Consider the following 26,257-nt stretch of genomic DNA (forward strand, 5'->3'; position numbering starts at 1 on the left):
TTTCGATGTTCAATACCCGCCCCGCGGTGATCGCGACGATCGCCGCCCTATCGGTCGCTGCCGTACCGGCGCCGATCGCCGCACAGGCCACCGGCGACCTCGCGGCCGTGCAGAAGCATCTGCAATCGGTCGAGACGATGACCGCGAATTTCTCGCAGGCCGATCGCAACGGCAAGGTGCTGACCGGCGTGCTGACGCTGAAGAAGCCCGGCAAGCTGCGCTTCCAGTACGAAAAGGGCGTGCCGATCCTGATCGTCGCGGAGGGCGGCGCGCTGACCTTCATCGATTATTCGGTGAAGCAGGTGCAGCGCTGGCCGATCAAGAACTCGCCACTGGGCGTGCTGCTCGACCCGACCCGCGACATCACGCGCTATGCCAAGCTCGTCCCCGGGTACGACCAGCGGATCGTATCGGTCGAGGCGAACGATCCCAAGCATCCGGAATATGGCCGGATCACGCTGGTGTTCGTGCGCAACGCAGGCGCGCCGGGCGGGCTGATGCTGCAGGGCTGGGTCGCGCTCGACAGCCAGAACAACCGGACGACGATCCGCCTGACCAACCAGAAATTCGGCGTCCCGGTGAGCGACAACACCTTCCGCTGGAACGATCCGCGGCGGACGGGTGGAAGAAAGTAACATAACTTTCGCGTCATTCATGCAAGCGACAGGTTCCGCCTCCTAGAGAGTGGCTCGCGGATGTGGGGCATTCGGGATTTTTCCCCCTGTTGCCCGGATGGTTTCTCCACAGTCTGCCTGCGTGACGAACGCTGAGTCGGCCCTCGCTCCATGCCCCCGGAGCGGGGGTCATTCGCGTAGCGCGGCAGGCAAACACGTTTGCCCGACTCGCTCAAGCGCGGCCGACGAGCGATAGCTCGATCGACGACATGGGCTTTGCCCGTGGCGCCTTCTGATCTTCTAAACCAACGCATCAAACCCGTGGAAACCGACCCACCCCCTGCCCCCCCCTTTCAGGGAGGGGAGACCGTTGCGCGCTTCCTTGTCCCCACCCCCACGCAGCGCTACATCGCGCCCGTGAAGATCGTCTCCTGGAACATCAACTCGGTCCGTTTCCGGATCGCCATCGTCGAGCAGTTCCTGCGTGACGAGCAACCCGACATCCTGTGCCTGCAGGAGACCAAGGTCATCGACGGCGACTTCCCGTTGGAGGCGTTCCGCGCGCTCGGCTACGAGCACATCGTGCTTCACGGCCAGCGCATGCACCACGGCGTCGCGATCCTCAGCCGCGTGCCGTTGGTCGAGGACGACCGGTTCGACTGGCAGGCGAACAGCGAGGCGCGTCATATCGGCGTCCGGCTGGAAAACGGCGTACGCCTCGAGAACGTCTATGTCCCGGCCGGCGGCGACGTGCCCGACCGCGAGGTGAACCCCAAGTTCGGCCAGAAGCTCGACTTCATCGACCGCATGACGACCTGGTCGGAAACGCTCGCCGGACCCACCATTCTCGTCGGCGACTTCAACATCGCGCCGCTCGAATCGGACGTCTGGAGCCACAAGCAGTTGCTCGACGTCGTCAGCCACACGCCGATCGAGGTCGAGGCGCTCGGCCGGTTGCAGGCGGCGGGCGACTGGGTCGATCTCGGCCGCCGCTTTCATCCTGCGCCCGCGCGGCTGTTCACCTGGTGGAGTTACCGCGCGAAGGACTGGGAAGCGTCGGACCGCGGCCGGCGGCTCGATCATATGTGGGCGACCGGTGCTGCCGCCGAAGCCGCGGTGTCGCATCATGTCTATGAACGCTGCCGGAGTTGGCTGAAGCCGTCCGATCACGTCCCGATCATGACCGAGTTCGCGTTTTGAACCCGCGCGCAGCGGCGCGTGCGGTCGATGCGTTGCGCCGCGGCTGGCCGATCGCGATCGACGGGCTGGTGCTGCTCGCGGTCGAGACGGCGGATGCGGATAGGTTGGCGGCGTTCGATCCGGACGCGAATGGCGGCGTTTTGATCTCGTCGGGACGCGCGGCGACGTTGAAGCTGGCGAACCAACTTGCGGCGGCCGATCCGACCGAGCCGGTACTGGTCGATCGCGCGCCGTGGATCGATTTCGCCGCGGCGACCGCGCTGGCCGATCCGCAGTTCGACCTGGCGACTCCGATGAAGGGGCCGTTCCATACGGTCGCGTTGGCCGATCCCGAGGCGGCGACGGCCGCGTTGCGGCTGGCGCGGATCGCCGGGCTGTTGCCGGCCTTCTTCCTGGGTACCGGCGAACCCGAGGTGTCGATCACGCACGCCGATATCGACGCGCATGAGGATGCGAACCGGCTGACGCTGGCGGCGCGCGCACGGTTGCCAGTCGAAGGTGCCGAGGACGCGGAGATCGTTGCCTTCCGATCACCGGAAAGCGCCGACGAGCATATCGCGCTGTTGATCGGCCAGCCCAACGGCCAGCCGCCGCTGGTCCGCTTGCACAGCGAATGCCTGACGGGCGACGTGCTTGGGAGCCTGAAATGCGATTGCGGGCCGCAACTGCACGCTGCGATCCACGCGATCCAGCACAGCGGCTGGGGTATCCTGCTGTATCTCCGGCAGGAGGGGCGCGGAATCGGGCTGGTCAACAAGCTGCGCGCCTATGCGTTGCAGGACCAGGGGTTCGACACGGTCGACGCGAACACGCGGCTGGGCTTTGCGGTCGATGCGCGTGATTTCGGGGTGGCGGCGCGGATGCTGAATTTGCTCGGGCAGCGCGAGATACGCTTGCTGACGAACAATCCGGCCAAGGTTGCGGGGCTGGAGGCGGCGGGCGTGACGGTGATCGAGCGCGTACCGCATTTCCTGCCCTCGAACCCGCACAACGCGCAGTATCTCGCGACCAAGCGCGATCGTACGGGGCATCAGTTCTGACCGACATTCCACCCTCCCGGCGCCTGATCGTGGTGTTCGGTGCGGCCGTTCGTCCCGATGGCAGCCCGAGCCCGACGCTCGGGCGGCGCATCGCCTTCGCGGCGGCGGCGGCGGCGCGGTATGTCGATGCGGACCTGTTCTGCTCGGGCGCGAAGGGGACGCATGGACCTTCGGAGGCGTCCGTCATGGCGGATGTGCTGGCGGAAACGGTCGACCGATCGCGAATCCATCTCGACGAAGCCAGCGTGGATACGTTGCAGAGCGTCGTCGCCGCGACCGCGTTCGCGCGTGCGGGCAAGTACGCTCAGTGCATGATCTGCACCGACGGCTATCACCAGCCGCGTATCCGCATGCTGTTCGCGATGCTCGGCATGCCCGCGAGCGCGATCCACGTCCCGCATGGCGGGAGCCGGCGCTACCAGCTCAAGATGCGGACGCGGGAGGCGGCGGCGATCCCGTATGATCTGGTTGCGGGGATCGGTGCCATCTGGCGGAAGCGGGGCTGATCGTATCCTGCCAGCGCAGGGGCCAGCATCGAAATGTCCACGACTTCCCCCCTCCCTGGAAGGGAGGGGTCGGGGGTGGGTAGGCTTCCGTATCACCGTACTGTCGCGGCCAAAGCCGGCCTACCCACCCCCTGCCCCTCCCTTTCAGGGAGGGGAGCCTGCACCTTTCGGAATAGGCCGAATGAATGTTGCCCCGTCTAAGCCAGCAGTCGCGCGACGTCGTCGAAGCTGTCCGCCAGCGCATCCACGCCGATCGCCTTCAGCCGCGCGCCATGCTCGGCATTGCAATGCGAGCCCGCCGACAGGCCGATAACATACCCGCCCGAGGCCACAGCCCCGGTCGCCCCCACCGGCGAATCCTCGAGGATCGCCGTCCGCGCGATGTCGACCCCAAGCTGCCGCGCCCCGAACAGGTACAGATCTGGCGCCGGCTTGCCGTTCGTCACGTGTTCGCGCCCGCTATAAAGGTGGTCGCCGAACGCGTCGCGCAGGCCGATATGCTCCAGATGCCGTGCGATCCAGCTGACCGGGCTCGACGAGACGATCGCCTTGGGCAAATCGGCGGGAAGCGACCGGACGAACGCCACCGCGCCCTCGATCGCGTCGACGCCCGCCGCCATCACGCGCTCGTCCTCGGCCTTGCGCGCGGCGTAGAAGTCATCGGTCAGCGGCCGGTCGATCCAGCGTTCGACCGCGTCGATGAACTGCGGCCCCGCGAGTCCCATGAAGTTCGCCATCGATTCGTCGGCGGTCGTCGGATGCCCGGCGGCGGTAAGCCACTCCGCGATGTGGCGGTTACCTACGGCTTCGCTGTCGATCAGCACGCCGTCGAAGTCGAACAACAGTGCATCGAACTTCATGCGCCCGTCCCCCGCGCACCGAACAACGCGCTACCGATCCGGACGTGGGTCGCGCCGATCGTCACCGCCGTCTCGAAATCGTCGGACATGCCCATGCTGAGGCCGATCAGCCCGTGATCGCGCGCGAGTTTCGCCAGCAGCGCGAAATACGGCGCCGGTTCGATATCGGCAGGCGGCAGGCACATCAGCCCGGCGACCGGCAGTCCGGCGGCGCGCGCCTTCTCGATCAGCGCAGGCAGGTCCGCGATCGCGCAACCGCCCTTTTGCGGTTCGTCGCCGATGTTGACCTGGAGGAAGCAGTCCGGGCGGCGCTCAGACGTGCTCATCGCCTTAGCCAGCGCGTCGACCAGCGACGGGCGGTCGACCGCGTGGATGCAGTCGAACAGCGCGACGGCCTCGGCCGCCTTGTTGGACTGGAGTTGGCCGATCAGGTGCAGTTCGACGGCGGGATATTTCTCGCGCAAGGCCGGCCACTTCTCCGAGGCTTCCTGAACGCGATTCTCGCCGAAAACGCGCTGGCCCTCGACGAGCAGCGGTTCGATCGCCTCGACCGGGTGCGTCTTGGAGACCGCGATCAGCGTGACGTCGGTCACGCGGCGATCGGCGATCTCGGCGGCCTTGGCGATCCGGGTGTGGATGGACGCGAGCGGCGTGATGTCGTCAGATGTCATGCCGGGCGCTATAGGCAGCGGCGTGACGGTTCGAAAGCCCATCCCCGAGCGCTGGTTGATGACCGATGAGCGGATGGGGGACGCATTGTGGCCGGCTTTGCGCAGGGTGCCACCGGGATCCGGGATAGTGTTTCGCCATTATGCCACGCCTGCAGGCGAGCGGCGGGCGATGCTGCGGCGGGTAAAGCGAGTCGCATCCGCGCGCGGACTGGTCGTGGTCGTGGCCGGAGAGTCGTCGATCGCGGCGGACGGGGTGCATGGTCGGGTGCGGACTCGGGCAATTTGGCGGATCAGGACGTGGCCGGCGCACGATCGCGCGGAGGCCCTGGCCGGGCGACGCGCGGGGGCGGATGCGCTGTTCGTGTCGCCGGTTCATGCCACGCGGTCGCATATGGATGCGTCCGGGCTTGGGCCGGCGCGGGCGATGCGGATCGGGCGCGGGCTCGGGATACCGGTAGTTGCGCTGGGCGGGATGGACGAGTCGCGCTGGCGGCGGATCCGGCGGTTCGGGTTTCACGGCTGGGCCGCGATCGACGCATGGGTCCGCTAGATTTGGTAGACTTCGGCGCCTGTTAGACTTGGTGCCTGGCTGCCTCGCGCTCTGCTAACTTCTCCACCCGCTTTGCCAAGCTGCTCGACCCAACAGTGCCAGGAAATTTCGGGCACCACGCTGCCCAGCCCCATCCGTCATCCCAGCGAAAGCTGGGATCTGATCATGTGGCACGCTTCACCTGTATCGAGGGATACCCCAGCTTTCGCTGGGGTGACGGGGTGGTGGAGATGCGGCGACCTGTTGGAGAGCAGATGCGGAAAGACGCGGAAGGCGGCGATGGGTGAGGGTTCGGGTTTCACCCGTAAATGGCGAGATCCGGTCGAGCACTACGACGAACCGCCGCTACTCGGTCGATCAGAAGCGGAAGGCGGTGCCCAGATACACGGCTTGGCTGTCGCGGCGATCGTCGTCGACCTTGACGAAACGCTCGCGGTCCGAGCGATACCGGACGCCCGCCGTTACCGCCAGGTTACGCGTCAGCGAGTAGGAGCCGCCCAGATCGACCGAATAGCTCGGCGTTTCCTCGATCAGGTTCGGCGTGTTTGCCAGCGGACGATCCGCGGCCGCCTTGACGGTGCCGCTGAAACGCTTGGCGCTGTAGCTGATTGCCAGGTCGGCCGCCTGACGGCTGCCCGGCAGGCCACCCAGATCGAGCTTGTTCACGTCGCCCGAGATCGCGAACCGCTTCCAGCCGACCGACATGCCGAGGTTGTAGGCGATCGGCGCGATGCCGACGGTCGGCGTCGTCGATGCGAGGCTGGCCGTGTTCGCGATGCCGCGGTTGGTCTGCGCACGGACCGCGACGGTCACCGCGCGATTGTCCTGCCGGGTCTCGGCGGGCGTGAAGCGGAAGCTGCCGGCGTCGAAGCCACCACGCGCGAACATCGCAGCAAGGCGGGGATCGGCGGCGGCGGGGGTGAACGACCCGATCCCGCGAACAGAAGCGACGTTGTGCTTGGCGATGCGCGCGGACTGTTCGCTGGCACCGAACGCGGGCGCGACGATTGCGGCGGTGGCGACAAGCGCCCCGGCAACCACCCCGAATATTCCCCCACGCGTCATCACAACGAATCTGTCCTTCGAATCCCGTAATCGGATCCTGTTAAACAGCATCTAACATGAATTGATCCAGAGCAAAGGCCGCAGAACCGGCGTATTTGCCCCTTCGTCGCCGAATTGTCGGACAGTGTTGCAATCAGCACACATATCGCCGCGATAGCGCTACCGAATCGGACGTATCCGAATGCGAATCGCCTGCTCGGCGCGCCGCCGCTCGCACATGCGGGCGTCTGCTTGCGGGCGCGCGGGCTGGCCTGTAGAGCATGAGGCAGATTTTCTTGCCAGGATGATGCCCATGTTCCGCCGCTCGCGTATCGCAGTCGTGCTGTTTGCCCTGCCTCTCGTCGCTTGCGGCGGCGGTTCCGCTCGTCCCCAGGCGGATCTCGCCGCGTCGAAGATCACGACGATCGGCGTGAACAGCTATCTGTGGCGCGCGAGCCTCGACACGCTGGGCTTCATGCCGTTGCTCCAGACCGACTCGAATGGCGGCGTGATCGTCACCGACTGGTACACCAACCCGCAGACCCCGACCGAGCGCATGAAGGTGACCGTGTCGATCCTCGACCAGGATCTGCGCGCCGATGCGCTGCGCGTGGCCGCGCTCCGCGAAGTCAATCGCAACGGCCAGTGGGTGTCGTCCCCGGTCCAGGCCGCGACCACGCAGAAGCTCGAGGACATCATCCTGACCAAGGCCCGCGACCTGCGCCGCGCCTCGATCGCGGGCTGAGGACGACATAATGGCGTCGCGTTTCAATGCGTTGAAGGCGGACGCGGCGTGGCAGAAGGTCTGGGACGAGCGCAAGACGTTCGCCGCCGACGACCTGTCGACCAAGCCGCGCTCGTACGTGCTCGAGATGTTCCCCTATCCGTCGGGGCGCATCCATATGGGGCATGTCCGGAACTACACGATGGGCGACGTGCTCGCGCGGTTCCGTCGGATGAAGGGCATGGAAGTGCTCCATCCGATGGGCTGGGACGCGTTCGGCATGCCCGCCGAGAATGCGGCGATGGAAAAGGGCGTGCATCCGGGTACCTGGACGCGCGCCAACATCGCGACGATGAAGGCCCAGTTGAAGCGGCTCGGCTTCGCCCTCGACTGGACGCGCGAACTGGCGACGTGCGAGCCCGACTATTACGGGCATGAGCAGGCGCTGTTCCTCGATCTGTTCGCGGCGGGGCTCGTCTACCGCAAGGAATCGGCGGTAAACTGGGATCCGGTCGACATGACCGTGCTCGCCAACGAGCAGGTGATCGACGGGCGCGGCTGGCGCTCGGGTGCGCTGGTCGAGCGGCGGAAACTGTCGCAGTGGTTCCTGAAGATCACCGACTTCGCCGACGAGCTGGTCGATGGTCTGGGTGCGCTTGAGCATTGGCCCGACAAGGTCAAGCTGATGCAGGAAAACTGGATCGGCCGCAGCCAGGGGTTGCAGTTCAAGTTCCTGCTCTCTTCCCCCCTCCCTGGAAGGGAGGGGCCGGGGGTGGGTCGGCCAGAGGCGGACGCGGCAGTCCCACGAGAGCAACCCACCCCTAACCCCTCCCTTCCAGGGATGGGAATAGAGAGCGTCGAGGTGTTCACCACCCGTCCCGACACGATGTTCGGCTCCAGCTTCGTCGCGGTCGCAGCCGATCATCCGATCGCGCGCGCGATCGCCGAGACGAACCCCGACGCCGCCGCCTTCATCGAACTCTGCAAGCGCGGCGGCACCACCGCGGCGGAACTCGACACGCAGGAGAAGCTCGGCTTCGACACCGGCCTGCGCGCGGTGCATCCGCTCGACAAGGCTTGGGAACTCCCGGTCTACATCGCCAACTTCGTACTGATGGAATATGGCACCGGCGCGGTCTTCGGCGTCCCCGCGCATGACCAGCGCGATCTCGATTTCGCGCGCAAATACGACCTGCCCGTCAAGCGCGTCGTCAGCGAAGGCGATGACGAGGCCCCGGTGTTCGTCGGCGACACCGCCTGGACGGGCGCCGGGACCATCGTGAACTCGCACTTCCTCGACGGCATGGACATCGAGGACGCCAAGCGCGTCGTGATCGAGCGCGCCGAGGGCGAAGGCTGGGGCAAGGGTACCACTGTGTTCCGCCTGCGCGACTGGGGCGTCAGCCGCCAGCGTTACTGGGGCACGCCGATCCCGATCATCCACTGCGACGCGTGCGGCGCGGTGCCTGTGCCCAAGGACCAGTTGCCGATCGTGCTGCCCGAGGACGTGTCGTTCGACATCCCCGGCAACCCGCTCGATCGCCATCCGACCTGGAAGCACGTCCCCTGCCCGTCCTGCGGTGGCGATGCGCGGCGCGAGACCGATACGCTCGACACGTTTGTCGATTCGTCGTGGTATTTCATCCGCTTCGCCAGCCAGCCGGACGCGAAACCGTTCGACCGGACGGGCGCGGAGAAGTGGCTGCCGGTCAACCAGTATATCGGCGGCGTCGAGCATGCGATCCTGCATCTACTCTACGCGCGGTTCTGGACGCGCGCGCTGAAGCATATCGGCATGCTCGACATCGCCGAGCCGTTCGCCGGGCTTTTCACGCAGGGCATGGTGACGCACGAGACGTACTGGACAATGGAACAGTCCAAGCCTGCGTCCGAGTCTTTGGACGATTTTCTGGAAGCTCAGGTTCATACTCGTCGCTGGCTGTCGCCTGATGATATCGACAAGCGTGACGGTAAGGTGTTTCTCCGCGGAACGACCGACGAAGTTACCGTCGGTCGCGTCGAGAAGATGTCGAAGTCGAAGAAGAACACCGTCGATCCCGAACCGATCGTCGACCAGTATGGCGCAGACGCGGTGCGCTGGTTCGTGCTCTCCGACTCGCCCCCCGAGCGCGATCTGCCGTGGAGCGAGTCGGGTATCGAAGGCGCGTGGCGGTTCGTCCAGCGTCTCTGGCGGCTGATCGAGTCGGACGATGCGGCAAAGGCCGAGGGCGAAGACATCGCGCTACGCAAGCTCTGCCACCGGACGACAATCGGTATCGAGAGCGATATCAACGCCTTGCAGTTCAACAAGGCTGTCGCGCGGCTCTACTCGTTGTGCACCGCGATCGAGAAGGCACCGCCGTCCGCCGACCGCGACGAGGCGGTACGCACGCTGCTGCTGCTCGTCAGCCCGATGGTCCCGCACGTCGCCGAGGAAGCCTGGGCGACGGCAGGCAATGACGGCCTGATCGCCGACGCCGCGTGGCCGATCGTCGATCCGGCGATGCTGGTCGACGACGAGGTCACGATCGCGGTGCAGGTCAACGGCAAGCTGCGCGACACGCTCGTCTTCCCCAAGGGCGCGCCGAAGGACGCGGTCGAAGCCGCCGCGCTCGCCTCCGAGAAGATCGTCCGCCTGCTTGAGGGCAAGCCGCCCCGGAAAGTGATCGTCGTGCCCGACCGTCTCGTGAACATCGTCGTATGAAGCGTCTTGCGACCCTCGCCGGTGCACTCGTGCTATCGATAACGCTGTCTGGTTGCGGCCTGCACCCGCTCTATGCGGGCGGCAGTAGCGGTCCGGTCGCGGGGGCGCTCGGCCAAGTCGAGATCGCGCCGATCGCGGGCAAGAATGGCTGGCTGATGGCGACCGCCTTGCGTGATCGCCTGCCGTCGAACGGCGCGCCGCCGCTCTACCGGATCGACATCCGCCTCGACGACGCGATCAGCGGGCTCGGTGTTCGCACCGACGACAGCGTCTCGCGCGAACGGCGGACCCTCCGCGCGCGCTATCAACTTGTCCGGATCGGTGATGGCTCGGTGCTGCTCGACGCGACCGCGGGCTCGGATGCCGGTATCGACGTCGTCCGCTCCGAATATGCGACGATCGCAGCCGAGAACACCGCACTCGAACGCCTGTCGCAGATCGTCGCCGACCAGATCGTCGCGCGCGTCGCCTTGTACGCGCGGAATACGCCCGCGGTCGCGGCGGCGCAGGGCGCTACGCCAGCAAAGTGAAGGCCAGCGCCGGCCAGATCCGCGGCGCGCTGGCCAAGCCAGGCGGCGACATCCGCCTGTACCTGCTCCACGGTCCCGACGAGGCCGGCGCGAGCGACCTCGCGCGCGTGCTCGCCAAGGCGATGGGCGCGGACGCCGAACGCGTCGATCTCGACGGGTCGACGCTCAAGGGCGATCCCGGCCGGCTGACCGACGAAGCCGCCTCGCTCTCGCTGTTCGCAGGCGCAAGGTTCGTCCGCGTTGCGTCGGCCGGCGAGGAAAGCCTGGAGGCGTTCACCAACCTGCTGGCGGCCGAACGAGTCGGCAACCCGGTCGTTGCGATCGCGCCAACGGTCAAATCGACTGCAAAGATCGTCAAACTCGCGATCGACTCCCCGCGCGCGATGGCGTTCGCGTGCTATGCGCCGACCGCGCAGGATGCCGAGCGCCTCGCGACGACGATCGCCGCCGAGAACGGCCTCCGCCCAGCCCCCGGCGTCGCACGCCGCCTCGTCGATACGACCGGCGGCGACCGTGCCGTCATCACCCGCGAGATCGAGAAGCTTGCACTGTATCTCGACGCGGCGCCGGACCGTCCCGCGGACCTCGATCACCAAGCACTCGACGCGGTCGGCGCGGACCTAGGCGATGCGGAAGTGAGCCGCGCGATCGATGCGGTGATCGAGGGCCGGGTCGATGACCTCGGCGCCGAACTCGCGGTGCTCGAAGAGGCGGGCACCTCGCCGATCCCGTGGCTCCGCCAACTCGTCCGCCGCCTGATCGCGCTGGCCGACATGCGCGGCGAGATCGACCGCGGCGACACGGTCGACGCTGTGATGAAACGCCACCGCGTGTTCTACAAGGAAGAGGCCAGCACCGCACGATCGTTGCGCCGCTGGTCGCCGGTAATGCTCGCCACCGCGATCCAGCGCGTGCGGACGGCGGAGCGGGCGATCATGGCGTCGGGGAACGCTGGTGGGGTTGTCGCGAAAGCGGCGGTAGTGGCGCTGTCGCAGGCGATCGCACGGCGAAATTAATCTTGAGCGCGCTTCGTCGCGCATGCTCTTCTGATAACCATCCCCCCCTCCGTCATCCCGGCGCACGCCGGGACCCATGGATAGGGTGCGATCACTAACGAAGCGGGCCGCAACCGTGGGTCCCGGCTTCCGCCGGGATGACGGAGATTAGTGGTCCTCCCTCCCCCATCACCCGTTCGTCCTGAGCGAAGTCGAAGGATAGTCCAGTACGCAGGTTCTTCGACTTCGCTCAGCACGAACGGAAGGAGAGTAACCGGGTCGGGTGACGACGCGGCCTAGATCGCCCCACCGGTCAACCGCTGACAAACCATATCGAGCTGGTCCAACGTCGAATAATTGAGCGTCAACGTCCCCCCCGTCTCGGTATGCGCGACCCGGACCTGCAACCCAAGCAAATCCGCCAACTGCCGCTCCAGCGCCGCAATATCCGCGTCGGGGATCCGAGGCTCGGCTCGCTTGCCGCTACGGCTCCGCCCAGGCTTCGCATCCCGCGCCAGCTTCTCGGTCTCGCGCACCGACAGCCCGCGCGACACGACCTGATCGGCCAGCGTTTCGACGTCGGGCGAGCCCAGCAAAGCCCGAGCATGCCCCATCGACAGCGACCCATCCACCACCTGCGACTGCACCTGCGCCGGCAGTTCCAGCAACCGCAGCAGATTCGCGACATGGCTGCGCGATTTGTGGACGATCTTGGCGAGCACTTCCTGCGTATGGCCATATTCGCCGGCCAGCCGCTGATACGCCTGTGCCTCTTCGATCGCGTTGAGGTCCTCGCGCTGGATGTTCTCGATCAGCGCGATCTCGAGCGTCTCGGCATCGTTGAAGTCGCGGACAACAACCGGCACCTCGTGCAGCCGCGCCCGCTGTGCAGCCCGCCAGCGGCGCTCGCCCGCGACGATCTGGTAGTCGTGACCATGCGGGCGGACGACGATCGGCTGGATCAACCCGCGCGAGGCGATCGAGGCGGCCAGTTCGTCGAGCATCGCCTCGTCGAAATGGCGGCGCGGCTGATCGGGATGCGGCGATAGCGAACTGACCGGCAGCATCCGTACGCCCGACGATTGCTGCGCCGCACCATCGCCCGATACCGGAGTCTCGCGCGCCATCTCGCCGAGCAGTGCGTTGAGCCCCCTGCCCAGCCCCGGACGCCCACGTTTGTTCCCGTCGCTCATGCCGCCGCCTGCGCTGTTGCCGGAAGCCGACCGATAAGTTCCCGCGCCAGCGCGATATACGCCTGCGAGCCCGAACAGCGATGGTCGTAGATCAGCGCGGGCAGACCGTGGCTCGGCGCCTCCGACAGCCGCACATTGCGCGGAATCACCGTCTCGAACACCACTTTCCCCAACACCGCACGGACATCCGCGGAGACCTGGTCGGTAAGCCGGTTGCGGCGGTCGAACATCGTCAGCGCGACACCGAGAATCGACAGGCCGGGATTGAACCGCTGGCGGATGCGCTCGACCGTACTGAGCAACTGGGACAACCCTTCAAGCGCGAAAAACTCGCATTGCAGCGGCACGAGCAGCGAGTCTGCTGCGACCATCGCGTTGATCGTCAGCAACCCGAGCGACGGCGGACAATCGATCAGCGCGATATCCCACGGCCCCTGCGCCGCCTTCACCGCGCGATCGAGTCGGTGGGTGCGCGCATCGAAATCGACCAGCTCGATCTCGGCGCCCGACAGGTCGACCGTCGCTGGCACGATATCGAGTCGCGGCACGCGCGTATGCACCACCGCGTCTGCGATCGACGTCTCGCCGACCAGCACGTCGTAGCTCGACCGTTCGCGTTGCGAATGACCGATGCCAAGCCCGGTCGACGCGTTGCCCTGCGGATCGAGATCGACCAGCAGCACGCGCATGCCCGTCGCCGCGAGCGCGGTCGCGAGGTTGATGGCGCTGGTGGTCTTGCCCACCCCGCCCTTCTGATTGGCGACCGCGATGGTGATCATCGCGCGCTTACCCGATCCAGAACCACGATCGACGACTCCGGGTTCGTGACGCTTTGTTCCACGTGGAACATAAACCGCCAATGCTGCTTGAGCGCGGCCAGCTCTTCCTCGTCGAAACGCCCCCGAGGAAGCAACCACCGCGTCTCCATTGTGGCGCAGTGTGCCGCGCCACGCAAAAGGTTTTGCAACGATGCGACCGCACGGGCGGAAATGATCGACGCATCGGCGGTCGCATTCTCGACCTTGGACGCGTGGACACGGACCTGATCGCCGAGGCCGAGACGCGCGACGCAGAGCTGTAGGAAGTCCGCGCGCCGTCTCCGGGGCTCGACCAGATCGACCGGCCCCTCGCGAACCAGCGCGACGACCATGCCGGGGAAACCACCGCCGGTGCCAATATCGAGCCAGCGCGCCGCCGAGGTATCCGCCCCGGCGAGCGGTACGAGCTGGAGCGAGTCGACGACATGCCGGTCCCAGATCGTCGGGACCGTCGACGGCGCGATCAAATTCTGGTGCGGCGCTTCCTCGACGACCATCGCGACGAACGCGGCCAAGCGCGCGGTTGCCTCAGGCCCGAACCGCTCGGTGACCCAGGCCTGTGCGTCGTCTTCGGTCATGCTGGCACTCGTTTCGTATGCAATAAGACTGCCGACAACGCAGCCGGGGTGATCCCCCGTACGCGCGCCGCCGCCGCGAGCGAGGTCGGTCGCGCGGTCGTCAGGCGATTGATCATCTCGTTCGACAGGCCGGGTATGCGATCATAGGCCAGGTCCTCGGGTAAGCGGATCGCCTCGTCGGCACGCAGGCGCGCAACCTCGTGCGCCTGGCGTTCGATATACGGGGCGTAGCGCGCGTCCTCTAACACTTCGTCAACGACCGACGTCGGGATGCCCGTCGCAGCATCCGGCGCAACATGCGCGAGCGTCACGCCTTCGAACCGGAGCCAGTCGAACGCGGTCCGGCGCGCGCCATCGCGGCCGATGGCCACGCCCTGATCGGCGACCTCGGTCGCGGTGCGTTCGCCATCGAGCGACGCGCGGAACCGGGCACGGTCTTCGGCCAGCGCGTGCTGATGCGCGAGCCGCTCCGGTCCAAGACACCCAGCCGCTTCGGCGATGCCACCAAGCCGCGTCTCCGCATTGTCGGCACGCAGCGACAGGCGAAACTCGGCGCGCGCCGTCAGCATGCGATAGGGCTCGGTCACGCCTTGCAGCGTGAGATCGTCGATCATGACGCCGAGATAACTGGACGCGCGGTCAAGAATGACGGGAGCGAGGTCGCACGCATAGGCAGCGGCATTGAGGCCCGCGACGAGCCCCTGCCCTGCCGCTTCCTCATAGCCGGTCGTGCCATTGATCTGGCCGGCGCAGAACACGCCCTCGATCGCGCCGAGCGCGAGCCGCGTATCGAGCGCCCGCGGATCGATGTAATCATACTCGACCGCATAGCCCGGCATCGTCATCCGCACGCGTTCGAGGCCGGGAATGCTGGCCAGCATTGCCGCCTGGACTTCGACCGGGAGCGACGTGGACAAGCCGTTGGGATAGACCGTCGCGTCATCCAGCCCCTCGGGTTCGAGAAACACCTGGTGCCCGTCGCGGTCGCCGAAGCGGTGGACCTTGTCCTCGATCGACGGACAATAGCGCGGGCCGGCGGCCTCGATCGCGCCGGTGAACAGGGGCGACCGGTGGAACGCCTCGCGGATGATTGCATGCGTTCGGTCGGTCGTGCGCGTGATGGCGCAGGCGATCTGGGGGAGCGGACGCGCGCGAGTCATCGGCGACATCGTCCAGGGATCGAGGTCCGACGGCTGCTCGGCCAACGCGCCCCAGTCGATCGTCCGGCCATCGAGGCGGGGCGGTGTGCCGGTCTTCAGTCGCGCCATCGGCAAGTCGCGGGCGCGCAACTGGTCGGCCAACGGCTTGGCCGCACGCTCGCCGATCCGGCCACCTTCCTCGCGATCATCGCCCCGAAAGATGCGGCCGCCGAGGAATGTGCCGGTAGCGAGGACTACCGCGCGAGCTGCGACGATCGAGCCATCCGCGAGGACGACGCCAGCTAGGCGATCGTCGTCGAAATGCAGCGCGGTCGCTTCGCCCTCGACGATCGCGAGCCCTGCGGTCGCGGCCAGCATCGTCTGGATCGCTGCCGAATAGAGGCGGCGGTCAGCCTGGATGCGGGGACCCTGCACCGCCGATCCCTTGCTGCGATTGAGCATCCGGTAGTGGATCGCCGCCGCATCGGCAGCGCGTCCGATCAGGCCGTCGAAGGCGTCGACCTCGCGGACCATATGCCCCTTGCCCAATCCACCGATCGCTGGATTGCACGACATTGCGCCAATGTGCTGCGCGTCGAACGACACGAGCGCAGTGCGCGCGCCCCTACGCGCCGCCGCGGCTGCGGCTTCGGTTCCGGCATGGCCACCGCCAACCACCACTACATCGAACATGCCATCGCCCTAGTGCGGCGTGGCGGATGCGTCAAAGATGTTCCACGTGGAACATCATTTGCCGATGCAGAATCGCCCGAACAGCGCGTCGAGCATTTCACCGGTCGCATCGAGACCGAGGACACCGGCGAGGATAGCGCGCGCCTGACGGAGATGTTCGGCGACGATAAGCGCGTCTGAACTGCGGTAGCGCAGCGCGTCGGCGGCCATTCCGCACTGCCGCCGCTGGTGCTGCTTGAGCGCGATCCCGTCGCTGCGCGGAAGCATGGTCATCGCCCGCTGGTGCACCTCCGCCCAAAGCCGATCGAGCGAACCGCGATCGGATTGCGCAATCGCGAGCACGCGCCCTGCGGGCATATCCGCCCGCCCCGGCAGGTCCGCGCGCGCATGGATCCAGATGGCATCGGTCCGCGGTGGTGGCGTGTCGGCGAGCCACAACATGATGTCGGCTGCGGCGATGGCGTCCTCGGCGCGCGTCACGCCGATCGCCTCGATCGGGTCGAGCGTATCGATCAGCCCAGCGGTGTCAGTCAGCACATAAGCGACGCCGTCGCGGATTACCGGCACCTCGATCCGGTCGCGCGTGGTGCCCGAGATCGGCGACACGATCGCCGCGTCGCGCTCGCCGAGCAGATTGAGCAGCGTCGACTTTCCGCTGTTGGGCGGACCGCCGATGACGACGCGCAGGCCGTCCTTGAGCCGTTCGACCGGGGGCGCGTCGACCACCGCCTCGATTGCCGCCGCGAGCGCGCCGATGTCCGCAACGATCGCGTCGAAAGCAGCGATGTCGCTCGCCACATCGTCCTCGTCGGCGAAGTCGAGCATCGCTTCGATCCGTGCGGACAGCATTGCGACGGAGTCCATCCAGCCGCGAACGGCCTGGCTCACGCGGCCCTCGGCTGCGGTCATCGCCGCGACGCGCTGTCCTTCGGTCTCTGCCTCCAGCAGGTCGGCAAGGCCTTCTGCCTCGGTCAGGTCGATGCGGCCGTTGGTCAGCGCGCGGCGGGTGAACTCGCCGGGTTCGGCAGTACGCAGCCCCGGCATCGCCGACAATGCGCGCTCCACAGCGGCGATAACCGCACGGCCCCCATGGCAATGAAGTTCGACCAGATCCTCACCTGTCGCGGTTGTCGGTCCCGGAAAGACGATCAACAACGCGCGGTCGAGTAGCGCACCGTCGGCATCGCGCAACCCGCGCAGGCTCGCGTGGCGAGCGATTGGCAACGGGCCTGCCAGAGCTTCGGCCGCCGCGAACGCTTGCGGGCCACTCACCCGGACGACGGCGATCGCCGCGGGAGGACGCCCGCTCGATACCGCGAAGATCGTTTTCACGTGGAACTCAGCCGCCCGTCTTCGTCGCGGTGTCGAACATCCGCTTCCACATCGCCATCCCCGCCTCGCCCATCGGCTGCCACCCGCGCATCATCGATTCGAGCATCTCGGGCTTCATCTGGCCGTCCGGGATCGCGTCCATCATCATCGCGACATAGCGATCGTGGATCGGCGTCAGATCGGGCAGTCCGACCGCGCGGCGCGCCTCTTCGGGGGTGCATTCGATCTCGATATTCATCTTCATGTACCGCGTCCCAGATGGCGCTTGAGCCGCCCATCCGCGCGCTGCATAGCGTGGCCATGTATGCGCGCGATGCAGCCTCGATCGCAACGCCAATCGGACTGGTCCGCGTGACCGGTACCGCGGACCGGATCGACGCGATCGAGATTCTCGCGACGGGCGATGCGGTGGCGAGCAACGCGCCGGCGATCCGGGAAGCGCTTCGACAGATCGAAGCATATTTCGCCGGGCAACTGACGGCGTTCGATCTGCCACTCGCCCCCTCGCCTACCGAACGCGGCGCGGTCCTGCGGCAGGGGATCGTAGACGTCGCGTACGGCGAGACTGCGAGCTACGGCGCGCTTGCGAAAGCGATCGGGTCCAGCCCGCGCGCGATCGGCCAGGCGTGTGCGCGCAATCCGTTTCCGATCGTCGTCCCCTGTCACCGGATCCTTGGAGCCGGCGGGGCGCTTGGTGCGTATTCCGCGGGCAACGGCCCCATCACCAAATCCAGGCTGCTCGATCACGAGCGGTCGCAAGGAGGATTGCTATGACGAACACGACCACCATCGCGACGCTCGATGGCGCCGGCGATTTCCACGCCTACCGCGCCATCCCCGCCGGCACGCCCAAAGCCGCGATCGTCGTGATCCAGGAGATCTTCGGCGTGAATGCCGGCATCCGTCGCAAGTGCGATACGCTCGCCGAGGCGGGCTATCTGGCGATCGCGCCGGACCTGTTCTGGCGGCTGGAGCGCGGCATCGAGCTCGATCCGGACATCAAGCCAGAGTTCGATCGCGCGCTCGAGCTGATGGGCCAGTTCGACCAGGACAAGGGCGTGGCAGATATCGAGGCCACGATCCGCGCGGCGCGTGCCGAGCTCGGCGATAGCAGCAAGGTCGGCGTGGTCGGCTACTGCCTCGGCGGGCGGCTCGCATTCATGACCGCGGCGCGGACCGACGTCGATGCGAGCGTCGGCTATTACGGCGTCGGGATCGACGGGCTGCTGGGCGAGAAGCACGCGATCGCGCACCCGGTGCTGTTGCACGTGCCGGAGGAGGATCACTTCGTCGACAAGGCTGCGCAGGCGACGATGCATGCCGGGCTCGACGATCATCCGAAGGTGACGATCTACGATTATGCTGGCGAGGATCACGGCTTCGCGACCGAGTTCGGCGAGCGGCGGTCCGACGCGGCGGCGAAGCTGGCGGACGAGCGGACGGCGAAGTTCTTCGCGGAGAATCTCGGCTGACGCCTGCCTCCGTCACCCCGGACTTGTTCCGGGGTCCACGGTCCCGCGAACTCACGGCTATCGAGTTTGCGGAACGGTGGATGCCGGAACGTGTCCGGCATGACGGGAGTGTTGACGGCGGACATGAAAAAGGCCTCGCCGGGATTACCCGGCGAGGCCTTTCCTTATCCCAACCGCAACGCGATCAGCGCAGCAGCGAGATGATCCCCAGCGTGTCGCCGGTGCCGACCCAGCCTTCGTAGATCATCTTCACCGCGACCACGAGGATCACTGCGAGACCGATATACGCGATCCAGCGATACTTGTTGATGATGCGCGCGATATAGTTCGCGGCGAGGCCCATCATCGCGACCGACAACAGCAGGCCGATGACGAGGATTCCGGGATGCTCGCGCGCCGCGCCGGCGACCGCCAGGACGTTGTCGAGGCTCATCGAGACGTCGGCAACGGCAACGGCCCAGGCTGCGCTCGCGAAACCCTTCGAGGACCGGAGACCCGAGCGTTCGTCGCCCTCGATTTCCTCAGACCCAGCGTTCTGCGCACCCTCGCGGATTTCACGCCAGAACTTCCAGCATACCCACAGCAGCAACAGGCCGCCGGCAAAGATCAGCCCGACGATGCCCATCAGCCATGTCACGATCAGCGCGAAGAAGATGCGCAGCACGAGCGCCGCGCCGATGCCGATCAGGATGACCTTCTTGCGCTGGTCGGCGGGAAGTCCCGCGGCAAGCGCACCGACGACGATCGCATTGTCGCCCGCGAGGACGAGGTCGATCATCAGGACCGAGCCGAACGCGGCCAGGGCCTTCGGATCGCCGAGGTTCGAAAAATCGGCGACGACGTGATGCCAGATGTCGAGCGGCGAGCCGGGTCCGGCGGCTCCCGATGCGGCGGCGGCCAGCATGGCGATGATACTCAAGGTTTCGGCTCCCGGTGACGTGGGTCACCAGCGACTAGCGGTGGTGACGGTTATGGGGGTTTAATAGCAAAGCGGCACGCGAAAGCCATGCTCTCGCGTGCCGCATACGGGTCTTCTGGGCAGACATGGGCAAAGCCCATGTCGTCGGTCGGGAGCTTTCGCCCCGCCGGCCGAACCGGTGCGAGTCCTGCTGCAGGTTGCAGCAGGCCGCACTCGGTTATTGATTCATGGAATCGAAGAAATTCTCGTTGGTCTTCGAATCCTTCATCTTGTCGAGCAGGAACTCCATCGCGTCGATCGTGCCCATCTGCATCAGGATGCGGCGCAGGACCCACATCTTGCTGAGCTTGGCCTTGTCGACCAGCAGTTCCTCCTTGCGGGTACCCGACTTGCCGACGTCCAGCGCCGGGAAGATGCGCTTGTCCGCAACCTTGCGATCGAGCACGATTTCCGAGTTGCCGGTGCCCTTGAACTCCTCGAAGATCACCTCGTCCATGCGGCTGCCGGTATCGATCAGCGCGGTGGCGATGATCGAGAGCGAACCGCCCTCCTCGATGTTGCGCGCGGCACCGAAGAAGCGCTTCGGACGCTGCAGCGCGTTCGCATCGACACCACCGGTCAGGACCTTGCCCGACGACGGCACGACGGTGTTGTAGGCGCGACCCAGTCGCGTGATCGAATCGAGCAGGATCACGACGTCCTTCTTGTGCTCGACCAGGCGTTTGGCCTTTTCGATCACCATTTCAGCGACTTGCACGTGGCGCTGCGCGGGTTCGTCGAAGGTCGAGCTGACCACCTCGCCCTTCACGCTGCGCTGCATGTCGGTGACTTCCTCGGGGCGCTCGTCGATCAGCAGGACGATCAGGAACACCTCGGGGTGGTTGTCGGTGATCGCCTTGGCCATGTTCTGCAACATGACGGTCTTGCCGACGCGCGGCGGTGCGACGATCAGCGTGCGCTGGCCCTTGCCCTGCGGCGAGACGATGTCGATTACGCGCGCCGACTTGTCCTTGACGGTCGGGTCGGCGGGATCGAGCGTCAGCTTGCTCTCGGGATAGAGCGGCGTGAGGTTGTCGAAATTGACGCGGTGGCGGACGACGTCAGGGTCGTCGAAATTGACCGCCGTGAGCTTCACCAGCGAGAAATAGCGTTCGCCATCCTTCGGCCCGCGGATCTCGCCCTCGACCGTGTCGCCGGTGCGCAGGCCGAACTTCCGCACCTGGTTCGGCGAGATGTAGATGTCGTCCGGACCCGCGAGATAGTTCGATTCCGGCGAGCGCAGGAAGCCGAAGCCATCAGGCAGCACTTCGATCGTGCCGAGCCCCATGATCTGGTCGCCATTGTCCGCCTGCACCTTCAGGATCGCGAACAGCAGGTCCTGCTTGCGCAGTGTCGAGGCGCTCTCGACCCCCAGTTCCTCGGCCAGCTGGACCAGCTCGGCGGGTTTCTTCTTCTTCAGGTCTTTGAGATGCATGGGGATTTCCGGATAGCAATCAACGGGAGAACGCTCGGTCGGCGGTGCGCTTGGGAAGCGAAACTGGGCGAAACGAGTCTGGCAGGAACCCACGACCGGGCAGGACGCCAGGAGGCCGTGTTGGGAGAAGGGGTTAGAATTGGGGGGCAGGTTAGTCAAGCGGGCCTTTCCGCCCCTCCCTGGAAGGGAGGGGTTGGGGGTGGGTTTGCTTCCGCATGAAGGACGCGTTTTGGCTCAAACTGGCCGACCCACCCCCGGCCCCTCCCTTCCAGGGAGGGGGGAAGGTCAGAACGGCTTCACGATCGCGAGCACGACGATCAGCGTCACCGCCAGCGCGGGCACCTCGTTGAGCATCCGCAACTGCTTGCCCGTCAGCGTCGGCTTGCCGGCCGCAAGCTTCTTCGCATAGCCGACCATCCAACCGTGATAGCCCGTCAGCAGGACCACCAGCAGCAGCTTGAGGTGCAGCCACCCCAGCCCCGGCGCGCCGTCCGCCAGCCCCAGGTTCAGCGCCAGCGCGATCCCCAGCACCCAGACGACGATCATCGCCGGCGTCAGGATGATGTGGCGGATCTTGCGCTCGCGCTCGACCCAGTTTGCCGCCTCGCCCGTGTTCCCAGCCGCCAGCGCCTCCTGATGATACACCAGATAGCGCGGCAGCATGAACAGCCCGGCCATCCAGAAGATCACGAAGATCAGATGCGCCGCCTTCACCCAATCATAGGCTGCCCCGAGAAAACCGCTCATGTCGTGCTCCTTACGCGGGCAATCAGCTGCTCGACATGCGCGATGGGCGTGTCGGGCAGGATGCCGTGGCCGAGATTGAAGACGTGCGGACGCTCGACGAACGCCGCCAGAATCCGATCGATCGCCGCATCGAGATCCGCCCCGCCCGCGATCAGCGCGAGCGGATCGAGATTGCCCTGCACCGGCATGTCCGCGGGCAACGACGCATGCGCCCACACCGGATCGACCGTCTCGTCCAGCCCGATCGCATCGACGCCGGTCTCCCGCGCATACGCCGGCAGCTTGCCCCCTGCCCCCTTCGGAAAGCCGATGATCGGCACGCCGGGGCAGCGGGCGTGCAGGCGCTCGACGATCGACGCGGTCGGCGCGATCACCCAGCGCTCGAACTGCGCAGGCGAGAGCGAGCCGGACCAGCTGTCGAACAGCTGCACCACGTCGACGCCCGCCTCGATCTGACGCGCCAGATATTCGACCGTGTTGTCGGCGATCGCATCGATGATCGCACCGAAGGCCTCCGGGTCGCGATAGGCGAAGCGCCGCGTCTCCGACTGATCCTTGCTCCCCTTCCCGGCCACCATATACGTCGCGACCGTCCAGGGAGACCCTGCAAAGCCCAGGAAGGTCGTCTCAGGCGGCAGTGCCGCAGCGACCTTTGCAACGGTGCCGTAGACCGGCTCCAGCCGTCCCATGACCGGTTGCAACCGATCGAGCGCGTGGTCGACCAGCGCCGGCTCGAGCCGAGGGCCCTCACCGACCCCGAAGCTCAGATCCTGCCCGAGCGCCCACGGGATCATCAGGATATCCGAGAACAGGATCGAGCCGTCGAACCCGAACCGGCGGATCGGCTGGAGCGTGACCTCGGCCGCGGCGTCCGGATCGGTCGCAAGCGCGAGAAACCCACCCTTCTCGGCCCGCAGTTCGCGATACTCGGGGAGATACCGCCCCGCCTGCCGCATGAGCCACAGCGGCGGGACCGCCTGCCGCTCACCGCGGAGGGTCGCCAGCAGCGGCTTGAAGGACGACGAACGGGAGGTCGGATCGGTCAGCGGAGCACCCTTCTTCTACTATAAGAAGATTCTAGAAATAGGTTGTTGCAGTGGTTGGGCGGTTGAACCCGGGACTTATGCGGTGATCCCCGAATTGCCAACAGCTTGACCCTGTCGCACCGCCACAAACGCGCTGATTCGATTCAAGGCTCCCCGTTACCCACAGCCTGTGGATAAAATCCGCCCCTGTGCGCGAGCGTGTGGATAGAATCGCTGTTATCCACGGCACACCCGTCGCTTGGCGAGGGGAACGAGTTACGCTAGCCGTTCTCCCCATGTTATCCACAGATCCACACCCACGGACCCGCCCGCTGGGGATAAATCGCCGATGATGCGGCTCCACCTCCATTTGCTGTCGGATTCGACCGGTGAGACGCTGGAGAACATCGCGAAGGCGGCGCTGGCGCAATATGACGACGTCGAGACGGTGCGGCATTTCTGGCCGATGGTGCGGACCGAAGCGCATCTCGAGCGGATCCTCCAGGAGATCGCGCAGAACCCGGGGCTGGTGATCTTCACCTTGGTGAATCCCTCGACACGGCGGATTTTGGAGCAGCGGTGTCTGGCTTTGGGACTGCCCGCCGTGGCGCCGCTCGACCCGGTCAACGATGCATTGTCGGGACTGCTCGGGCAGCAGGCCAAGGCGCGACCGGGTCGTCAACACGTGCTTGATGCCGCGTATTTCGCGCGCGTTGATGCGATCCAGTGGACGATCGCGCACGACGACGGGATCGCGTGGGAAGAATGGGAGGAGGCCGATATCGTCCTTGCGGGCGTGTCGCGCTCGTCCAAGACGCCGACCTCGATCTATCTCGCCAACCGTGGGTACAAGACGGCCAACATCCCGATCGTGGTCGAGAGCCCGCCGCCGAAGATCCTCTATGGTCTGAAGAACCCGCTGATCGTCGGGCTGACGACCAGCGCGGATCGGCTGATTCAGGTCCGCCGCAACCGGTTGCTGTCGCTGAACCACCAGCCGGATACGTCGTATGTCGAGGAGGAGGCGGTGATGCGCGAACTCGCCTTTGCGCGGCGGATGTTCGCGGACAATGGTTGGCCGGTAATCGACGTGACGCGGCGCTCGATCGAGGAAACCGCGGCGGCGATCATCGCGCTGTGCAACCAGCGGCGGAGCGACGACGTCGCGAAGGTCGAGGCATGAGCCTGATCCTAGCCTCGCAGAGCGCGTCGCGTCGAGCGATGCTGACCGCCGCAGGCGTGCCGTTCGAGGCGACGTTTGCGGGGGTCGACGAGGATGCGGCAAAGGCGGCGTTGCGCGACCTGTCGCCGCGCGATCTGGCCGATGCGCTGGCAGAGTTGAAGGCGTTGAAAGTGTCGGCGCGGATGCCGGGGTATCTCGTCTTGGGCAGCGACTCGCTCGTTGCGCTGGAGGACGGCACGATCCTCGACAAGCCGATCGACCGCGCCGACGCCGCGGCGCATCTTCGCGTGATGTCCGGCAAGCGGCATGATCTCTGGAGCGCTGCGGTGATCGCCGAGAACGGCCAGGCAATCTGGCGCCACGTCGAGCGCACGAAAATGCATGTCCGCCCGCTGTCGGAGGCATTCATCGAGACGTATCTCGATGCGGAATGGCCTGCGATCTCGGGCTGTGTCGGGTGCTACCGGATCGAAGGCCCGGGCGCGCAGTTGTTCACCAAGATCGAGGGGAGTCAATTCACGGTGCTCGGCATGCCGTTGCTGAACGTGCTCGATTTCCTCCGCGTGCGTGGCGAGTTGCCGGCGTAACCTAAAAAAGGGACGGCACTGTAATCCTCCCCCGCCAGGGGGAGGTGGCTGGCACTCGCCAGACGGAGGGGGAGGTAAGCGACACATCTGTTCCGTGTCCTCCCTCCGTCACCTTCGGCGACACCTCCCCCTGGCGGGGGAGGATCGTTCGAGGCGGACGGCGCATGGCGATCGTAGCCTAATCGATTAAACCTTGTTCACCCGCGAAGGCGGGTGCCCAGACTGGATCCCCGCCTTCGCGGGGACACATGGAGCTTCGAATGACCGTCTCGACCCGCCCCTACGCAGAAGTGATCGGCGATCCGATCGCCCAGTCCAAGTCCCCGCTGATCCATGGTTTCTGGCTCGAAGCGCTCGGGATCGACGCCGAGTATCGCCACAAACACGTCACCGCGGACGAACTCCCCGCCTATTTCGCGGAGCGGAAGGCCGACCCCGCCTGGCGCGGATGCAACATCACGATGCCGCACAAGCTCGCCGCGCTCGACTACGTCTCGGACCCCGGCAACGTCCGCGGGACGATCGGGGCGATCAACACCGTGTTCCGCAACCAGGCGGGCGACTGCATCGGCACCAACACCGACGCCGCCGGATTCTGGGCGCCGATCGACGATCTCGATATTGTCGGCCAGCCCGTCACGGTGATCGGTGCTGGCGGCGCAGCCCGCGCGATCCTGTTCGCACTGTCGCGGATGGGCGTTGGCCCGGTGACCATCCTCAACCGCAATCCGCTCAAGGGTGCAGCGTTGCTGTCGGCGTTCGGGCTCAAGGGGCAGGCATTGCCGATCGGCCCCGCCGCCCCGCCCTCGCGGCTGCTCGTCAACGCCAGCGTGCTCGGGATGGCGGGTCAGCCCCCGCTCCACATCGATCTCGGCGCGCTCGAACCGGACTCGCTGGTCTACGACATCGTCTACTCCCCGCTCGAAACGGGTCTGCTGAAAGCGGCGCGTGCGCGGGATCTCGAAACCGTCGACGGGCTCGAAATGCTGATCGGCCAGGCGGCTGTCGCATTCGAGATATTGTTCCACGTGGAACCACCACGCGATCGCGACGAGGACCTCCGGGCATTGCTGGTCAAATGATCATCGGGCTGACCGGTTCGATCGGTATGGGCAAGTCGACCGTCGCTGCGATGTTCGCCGACGAAGGCGTGCCGGTATTCGACGCCGACGCGACCGTTCACCGGTTGCAGGGCGCCGGCGGTCGGCTGGTCCCGGCGATCGAAGCCGCCTTCCCCGGCACGACGGTCGATGGCGCGGTTGATCGGGTCAAGCTCGGCGCAGCGGTGTTCGGCAACGATGCCGCGATCAAGCGACTCGAGGCGATTGTCCACCCCGCCGTCGGCGAAGAGCGCGCCGCCTTTCTCGCCGAGCACGCCGGCAAACGAGTCGTGTTCGACGTCCCCCTGCTGTTCGAGACCGGCGGCGACCGCAACGTCGACTCGATCGTCGTCGTCTCCGCCGCGGCGGACGTGCAGCGCACGCGCGTTCTCGGCCGCCCCGGCATGACCCCGGAGAAGTTCGCCGCGATCCTCGCGCGCCAGACCCCCGATGCAGAAAAACGCGCCCGCGCGCACCACGTCATCCGCACCGATGCAAGCATCGACGAGACGCGCGCGCAAGTCCGGGCAGTGCTTGCATCCTTGGAAATCTGAGCCGA

Annotated in this window: 28 protein-coding genes; 15 read left to right on the plus strand and 13 right to left on the minus strand. The window is 66.3% G+C overall.

Translation table 11 applies throughout. The features are described 5' to 3' along the window. Positions 1-5 precede the first annotated feature (5 nt). The 4 genes from NLI89_RS14715 to NLI89_RS14730 all read left to right on the plus strand — a co-directional run bounded on the left by NLI89_RS14715 (position 6) and on the right by NLI89_RS14730 (position 3,360). Positions 6-635 carry a LolA family protein gene (locus NLI89_RS14715; RefSeq protein ID WP_254687704.1) on the plus strand — a complete coding sequence of 210 codons (630 nt, stop codon included), beginning with the start codon at positions 6-8 and terminating at the stop codon, positions 633-635. A 396-nt stretch (positions 636-1,031) separates the two neighbouring features. Then, on the plus strand, positions 1,032-1,814 hold the full coding sequence (locus tag NLI89_RS14720; RefSeq protein WP_254687705.1) for an exodeoxyribonuclease III: 783 nt from the start codon (positions 1,032-1,034) through the stop codon (positions 1,812-1,814). Continuing rightward, positions 1,811-2,854, plus strand: coding sequence for a GTP cyclohydrolase II (ribA, locus tag NLI89_RS14725; protein WP_254687706.1), 1,044 nt, complete (start codon positions 1,811-1,813; stop codon positions 2,852-2,854). Before NLI89_RS14720 ends, ribA begins: the two co-directional genes overlap by 4 nt. Positions 2,855-2,883: 29 nt before the next feature. After that, entirely contained in the window at positions 2,884-3,360 is a 477-nt protein-coding gene (locus NLI89_RS14730; RefSeq protein ID WP_254687707.1) for a YdcF family protein, read from the plus strand. A 197-nt stretch (positions 3,361-3,557) separates the two neighbouring features. Here the strand turns inward: NLI89_RS14730 and NLI89_RS14735 are convergent, their stop codons facing one another. Both NLI89_RS14735 and NLI89_RS14740 read right to left on the minus strand, forming a co-directional pair. Next, positions 3,558-4,220 (minus strand): HAD family hydrolase, encoded by a 663-nt coding sequence (locus NLI89_RS14735; RefSeq protein ID WP_254687708.1) that lies wholly within the window; start codon positions 4,218-4,220, stop codon positions 3,558-3,560. Beyond that, positions 4,217-4,891 carry a YggS family pyridoxal phosphate-dependent enzyme gene (locus NLI89_RS14740; RefSeq protein ID WP_254687709.1) on the minus strand — a complete coding sequence of 225 codons (675 nt, stop codon included), beginning with the start codon at positions 4,889-4,891 and terminating at the stop codon, positions 4,217-4,219. Before NLI89_RS14740 ends, NLI89_RS14735 begins: the two co-directional genes overlap by 4 nt. A gap of 127 nt (positions 4,892-5,018) precedes the next feature. Here NLI89_RS14740 and NLI89_RS14745 point away from each other — a divergent pair, with 127 nt between their 5' ends. Then, positions 5,019-5,441 (plus strand): thiamine phosphate synthase, encoded by a 423-nt coding sequence (locus NLI89_RS14745; protein WP_368077287.1) that lies wholly within the window; start codon positions 5,019-5,021, stop codon positions 5,439-5,441. A 357-nt stretch (positions 5,442-5,798) separates the two neighbouring features. Here the strand turns inward: NLI89_RS14745 and NLI89_RS14750 are convergent, their stop codons facing one another. After that, positions 5,799-6,506, minus strand: a complete 708-nt coding sequence (locus NLI89_RS14750; protein WP_254687741.1) for a hypothetical protein — start codon at positions 6,504-6,506, stop codon at positions 5,799-5,801. Positions 6,507-6,798: 292 nt separating this feature from the next. On the opposite strand from NLI89_RS14750, the gene NLI89_RS14755 reads away from it, so the two are divergent. The 4 genes from NLI89_RS14755 to holA are packed head-to-tail and all read left to right on the plus strand — an operon-like array spanning position 6,799 to position 11,459. Beyond that, positions 6,799-7,230, plus strand: coding sequence for a DUF3576 domain-containing protein (locus NLI89_RS14755; protein WP_187502496.1), 432 nt, complete (start codon positions 6,799-6,801; stop codon positions 7,228-7,230). 10 nt (positions 7,231-7,240) lie between these two features. Next, on the plus strand, positions 7,241-9,913 hold the full coding sequence (gene leuS / locus NLI89_RS14760; RefSeq protein ID WP_254687710.1) for a leucine--tRNA ligase: 2,673 nt from the start codon (positions 7,241-7,243) through the stop codon (positions 9,911-9,913). Further along, positions 9,910-10,443, plus strand: a complete 534-nt coding sequence (gene lptE, locus NLI89_RS14765; protein WP_254687711.1) for an LPS assembly lipoprotein LptE — start codon at positions 9,910-9,912, stop codon at positions 10,441-10,443. Before leuS ends, lptE begins: the two co-directional genes overlap by 4 nt. Further along, positions 10,440-11,459 carry a DNA polymerase III subunit delta gene (gene holA, locus NLI89_RS14770; RefSeq protein WP_254687712.1) on the plus strand — a complete coding sequence of 340 codons (1,020 nt, stop codon included), beginning with the start codon at positions 10,440-10,442 and terminating at the stop codon, positions 11,457-11,459. Before lptE ends, holA begins: the two co-directional genes overlap by 4 nt. A 275-nt stretch (positions 11,460-11,734) precedes the next feature. Here holA and NLI89_RS14775 read toward each other — a convergent pair whose 3' ends face one another. Genes NLI89_RS14775 through NLI89_RS14800 form a run of 6 tightly spaced genes read right to left on the minus strand, consistent with a single transcriptional unit; the run spans position 11,735 to position 17,435 of the window. Next, positions 11,735-12,631 carry a ParB/RepB/Spo0J family partition protein gene (locus NLI89_RS14775; protein WP_254687713.1) on the minus strand — a complete coding sequence of 299 codons (897 nt, stop codon included), beginning with the start codon at positions 12,629-12,631 and terminating at the stop codon, positions 11,735-11,737. Further along, positions 12,628-13,410, minus strand: a complete 783-nt coding sequence (locus tag NLI89_RS14780; RefSeq protein ID WP_254687714.1) for a ParA family protein — start codon at positions 13,408-13,410, stop codon at positions 12,628-12,630. The genes NLI89_RS14775 and NLI89_RS14780 overlap by 4 nt, the downstream gene beginning before the upstream one ends. Further along, entirely contained in the window at positions 13,407-14,027 is a 621-nt protein-coding gene (gene rsmG / locus NLI89_RS14785) for a 16S rRNA (guanine(527)-N(7))-methyltransferase RsmG (protein WP_254687715.1), read from the minus strand. The genes NLI89_RS14780 and rsmG overlap by 4 nt, the downstream gene beginning before the upstream one ends. Continuing rightward, positions 14,024-15,859, minus strand: a complete 1,836-nt coding sequence (gene mnmG, locus NLI89_RS14790) for a tRNA uridine-5-carboxymethylaminomethyl(34) synthesis enzyme MnmG (protein ID WP_254687716.1) — start codon at positions 15,857-15,859, stop codon at positions 14,024-14,026. The genes rsmG and mnmG overlap by 4 nt, the downstream gene beginning before the upstream one ends. Before the next feature lie 54 nt (positions 15,860-15,913). Further along, positions 15,914-17,191 (minus strand): tRNA uridine-5-carboxymethylaminomethyl(34) synthesis GTPase MnmE, encoded by a 1,278-nt coding sequence (gene mnmE / locus NLI89_RS14795; protein ID WP_254687717.1) that lies wholly within the window; start codon positions 17,189-17,191, stop codon positions 15,914-15,916. A 7-nt stretch (positions 17,192-17,198) separates the two neighbouring features. Continuing rightward, positions 17,199-17,435: a DUF6489 family protein gene (locus NLI89_RS14800; RefSeq protein WP_248524238.1), complete on the minus strand. Its 237-nt coding sequence runs from the start codon at positions 17,433-17,435 to the stop codon at positions 17,199-17,201. Positions 17,436-17,491: 56 nt separating this feature from the next. Here NLI89_RS14800 and NLI89_RS14805 point away from each other — a divergent pair, with 56 nt between their 5' ends. Both NLI89_RS14805 and NLI89_RS14810 read left to right on the plus strand, forming a co-directional pair. Next, positions 17,492-17,965 (plus strand): methylated-DNA--[protein]-cysteine S-methyltransferase, encoded by a 474-nt coding sequence (locus NLI89_RS14805; RefSeq protein WP_254687718.1) that lies wholly within the window; start codon positions 17,492-17,494, stop codon positions 17,963-17,965. Further along, on the plus strand, positions 17,962-18,663 hold the full coding sequence (locus NLI89_RS14810) for a dienelactone hydrolase family protein (RefSeq protein ID WP_254687719.1): 702 nt from the start codon (positions 17,962-17,964) through the stop codon (positions 18,661-18,663). The genes NLI89_RS14805 and NLI89_RS14810 overlap by 4 nt, the downstream gene beginning before the upstream one ends. A gap of 184 nt (positions 18,664-18,847) precedes the next feature. On the opposite strand, the gene NLI89_RS14815 is transcribed toward NLI89_RS14810, so the two are convergent. The 4 genes from NLI89_RS14815 to hemE form a co-directional block, all read right to left on the minus strand. Further along, entirely contained in the window at positions 18,848-19,567 is a 720-nt protein-coding gene (locus NLI89_RS14815) for a TerC family protein (protein ID WP_254687742.1), read from the minus strand. Between the two features lie 232 nt (positions 19,568-19,799). Then, positions 19,800-21,056: a transcription termination factor Rho gene (rho, locus tag NLI89_RS14820; RefSeq protein ID WP_031395107.1), complete on the minus strand. Its 1,257-nt coding sequence runs from the start codon at positions 21,054-21,056 to the stop codon at positions 19,800-19,802. A gap of 285 nt (positions 21,057-21,341) precedes the next feature. Further along, the gene (locus tag NLI89_RS14825) at positions 21,342-21,803 is read right to left on the minus strand and encodes a CopD family protein (RefSeq protein WP_254687720.1); all 462 of its coding nucleotides are present in this window, start codon (positions 21,801-21,803) and stop codon (positions 21,342-21,344) included. Next, positions 21,800-22,849 (minus strand): uroporphyrinogen decarboxylase, encoded by a 1,050-nt coding sequence (hemE, locus tag NLI89_RS14830; RefSeq protein WP_302675807.1) that lies wholly within the window; start codon positions 22,847-22,849, stop codon positions 21,800-21,802. The genes NLI89_RS14825 and hemE overlap by 4 nt, the downstream gene beginning before the upstream one ends. A 328-nt stretch (positions 22,850-23,177) precedes the next feature. Between hemE and NLI89_RS14835 the strand changes: the two genes are divergently transcribed. The 4 genes from NLI89_RS14835 to coaE all read left to right on the plus strand — a co-directional run bounded on the left by NLI89_RS14835 (position 23,178) and on the right by coaE (position 26,252). Continuing rightward, a complete protein-coding gene (locus tag NLI89_RS14835; RefSeq protein WP_254687722.1) occupies positions 23,178-24,011 on the plus strand; it encodes a pyruvate, water dikinase regulatory protein in 834 nt (277 codons plus the stop codon). After that, positions 24,008-24,598, plus strand: a complete 591-nt coding sequence (locus NLI89_RS14840; protein ID WP_254687723.1) for a Maf family protein — start codon at positions 24,008-24,010, stop codon at positions 24,596-24,598. Before NLI89_RS14835 ends, NLI89_RS14840 begins: the two co-directional genes overlap by 4 nt. Before the next feature lie 260 nt (positions 24,599-24,858). Next, positions 24,859-25,680 (plus strand): shikimate dehydrogenase family protein, encoded by an 822-nt coding sequence (locus tag NLI89_RS14845; protein ID WP_254687724.1) that lies wholly within the window; start codon positions 24,859-24,861, stop codon positions 25,678-25,680. Continuing rightward, positions 25,677-26,252, plus strand: coding sequence for a dephospho-CoA kinase (gene coaE, locus NLI89_RS14850; RefSeq protein ID WP_254687725.1), 576 nt, complete (start codon positions 25,677-25,679; stop codon positions 26,250-26,252). Before NLI89_RS14845 ends, coaE begins: the two co-directional genes overlap by 4 nt. The last annotated feature ends 5 nt before the right edge of the window (positions 26,253-26,257 follow it).

It is taken from the genome of Sphingomonas faeni (genome assembly GCF_024273235.1).
Taxonomy (GTDB): Bacteria; Pseudomonadota; Alphaproteobacteria; order Sphingomonadales; family Sphingomonadaceae; genus Sphingomonas; species Sphingomonas faeni_A.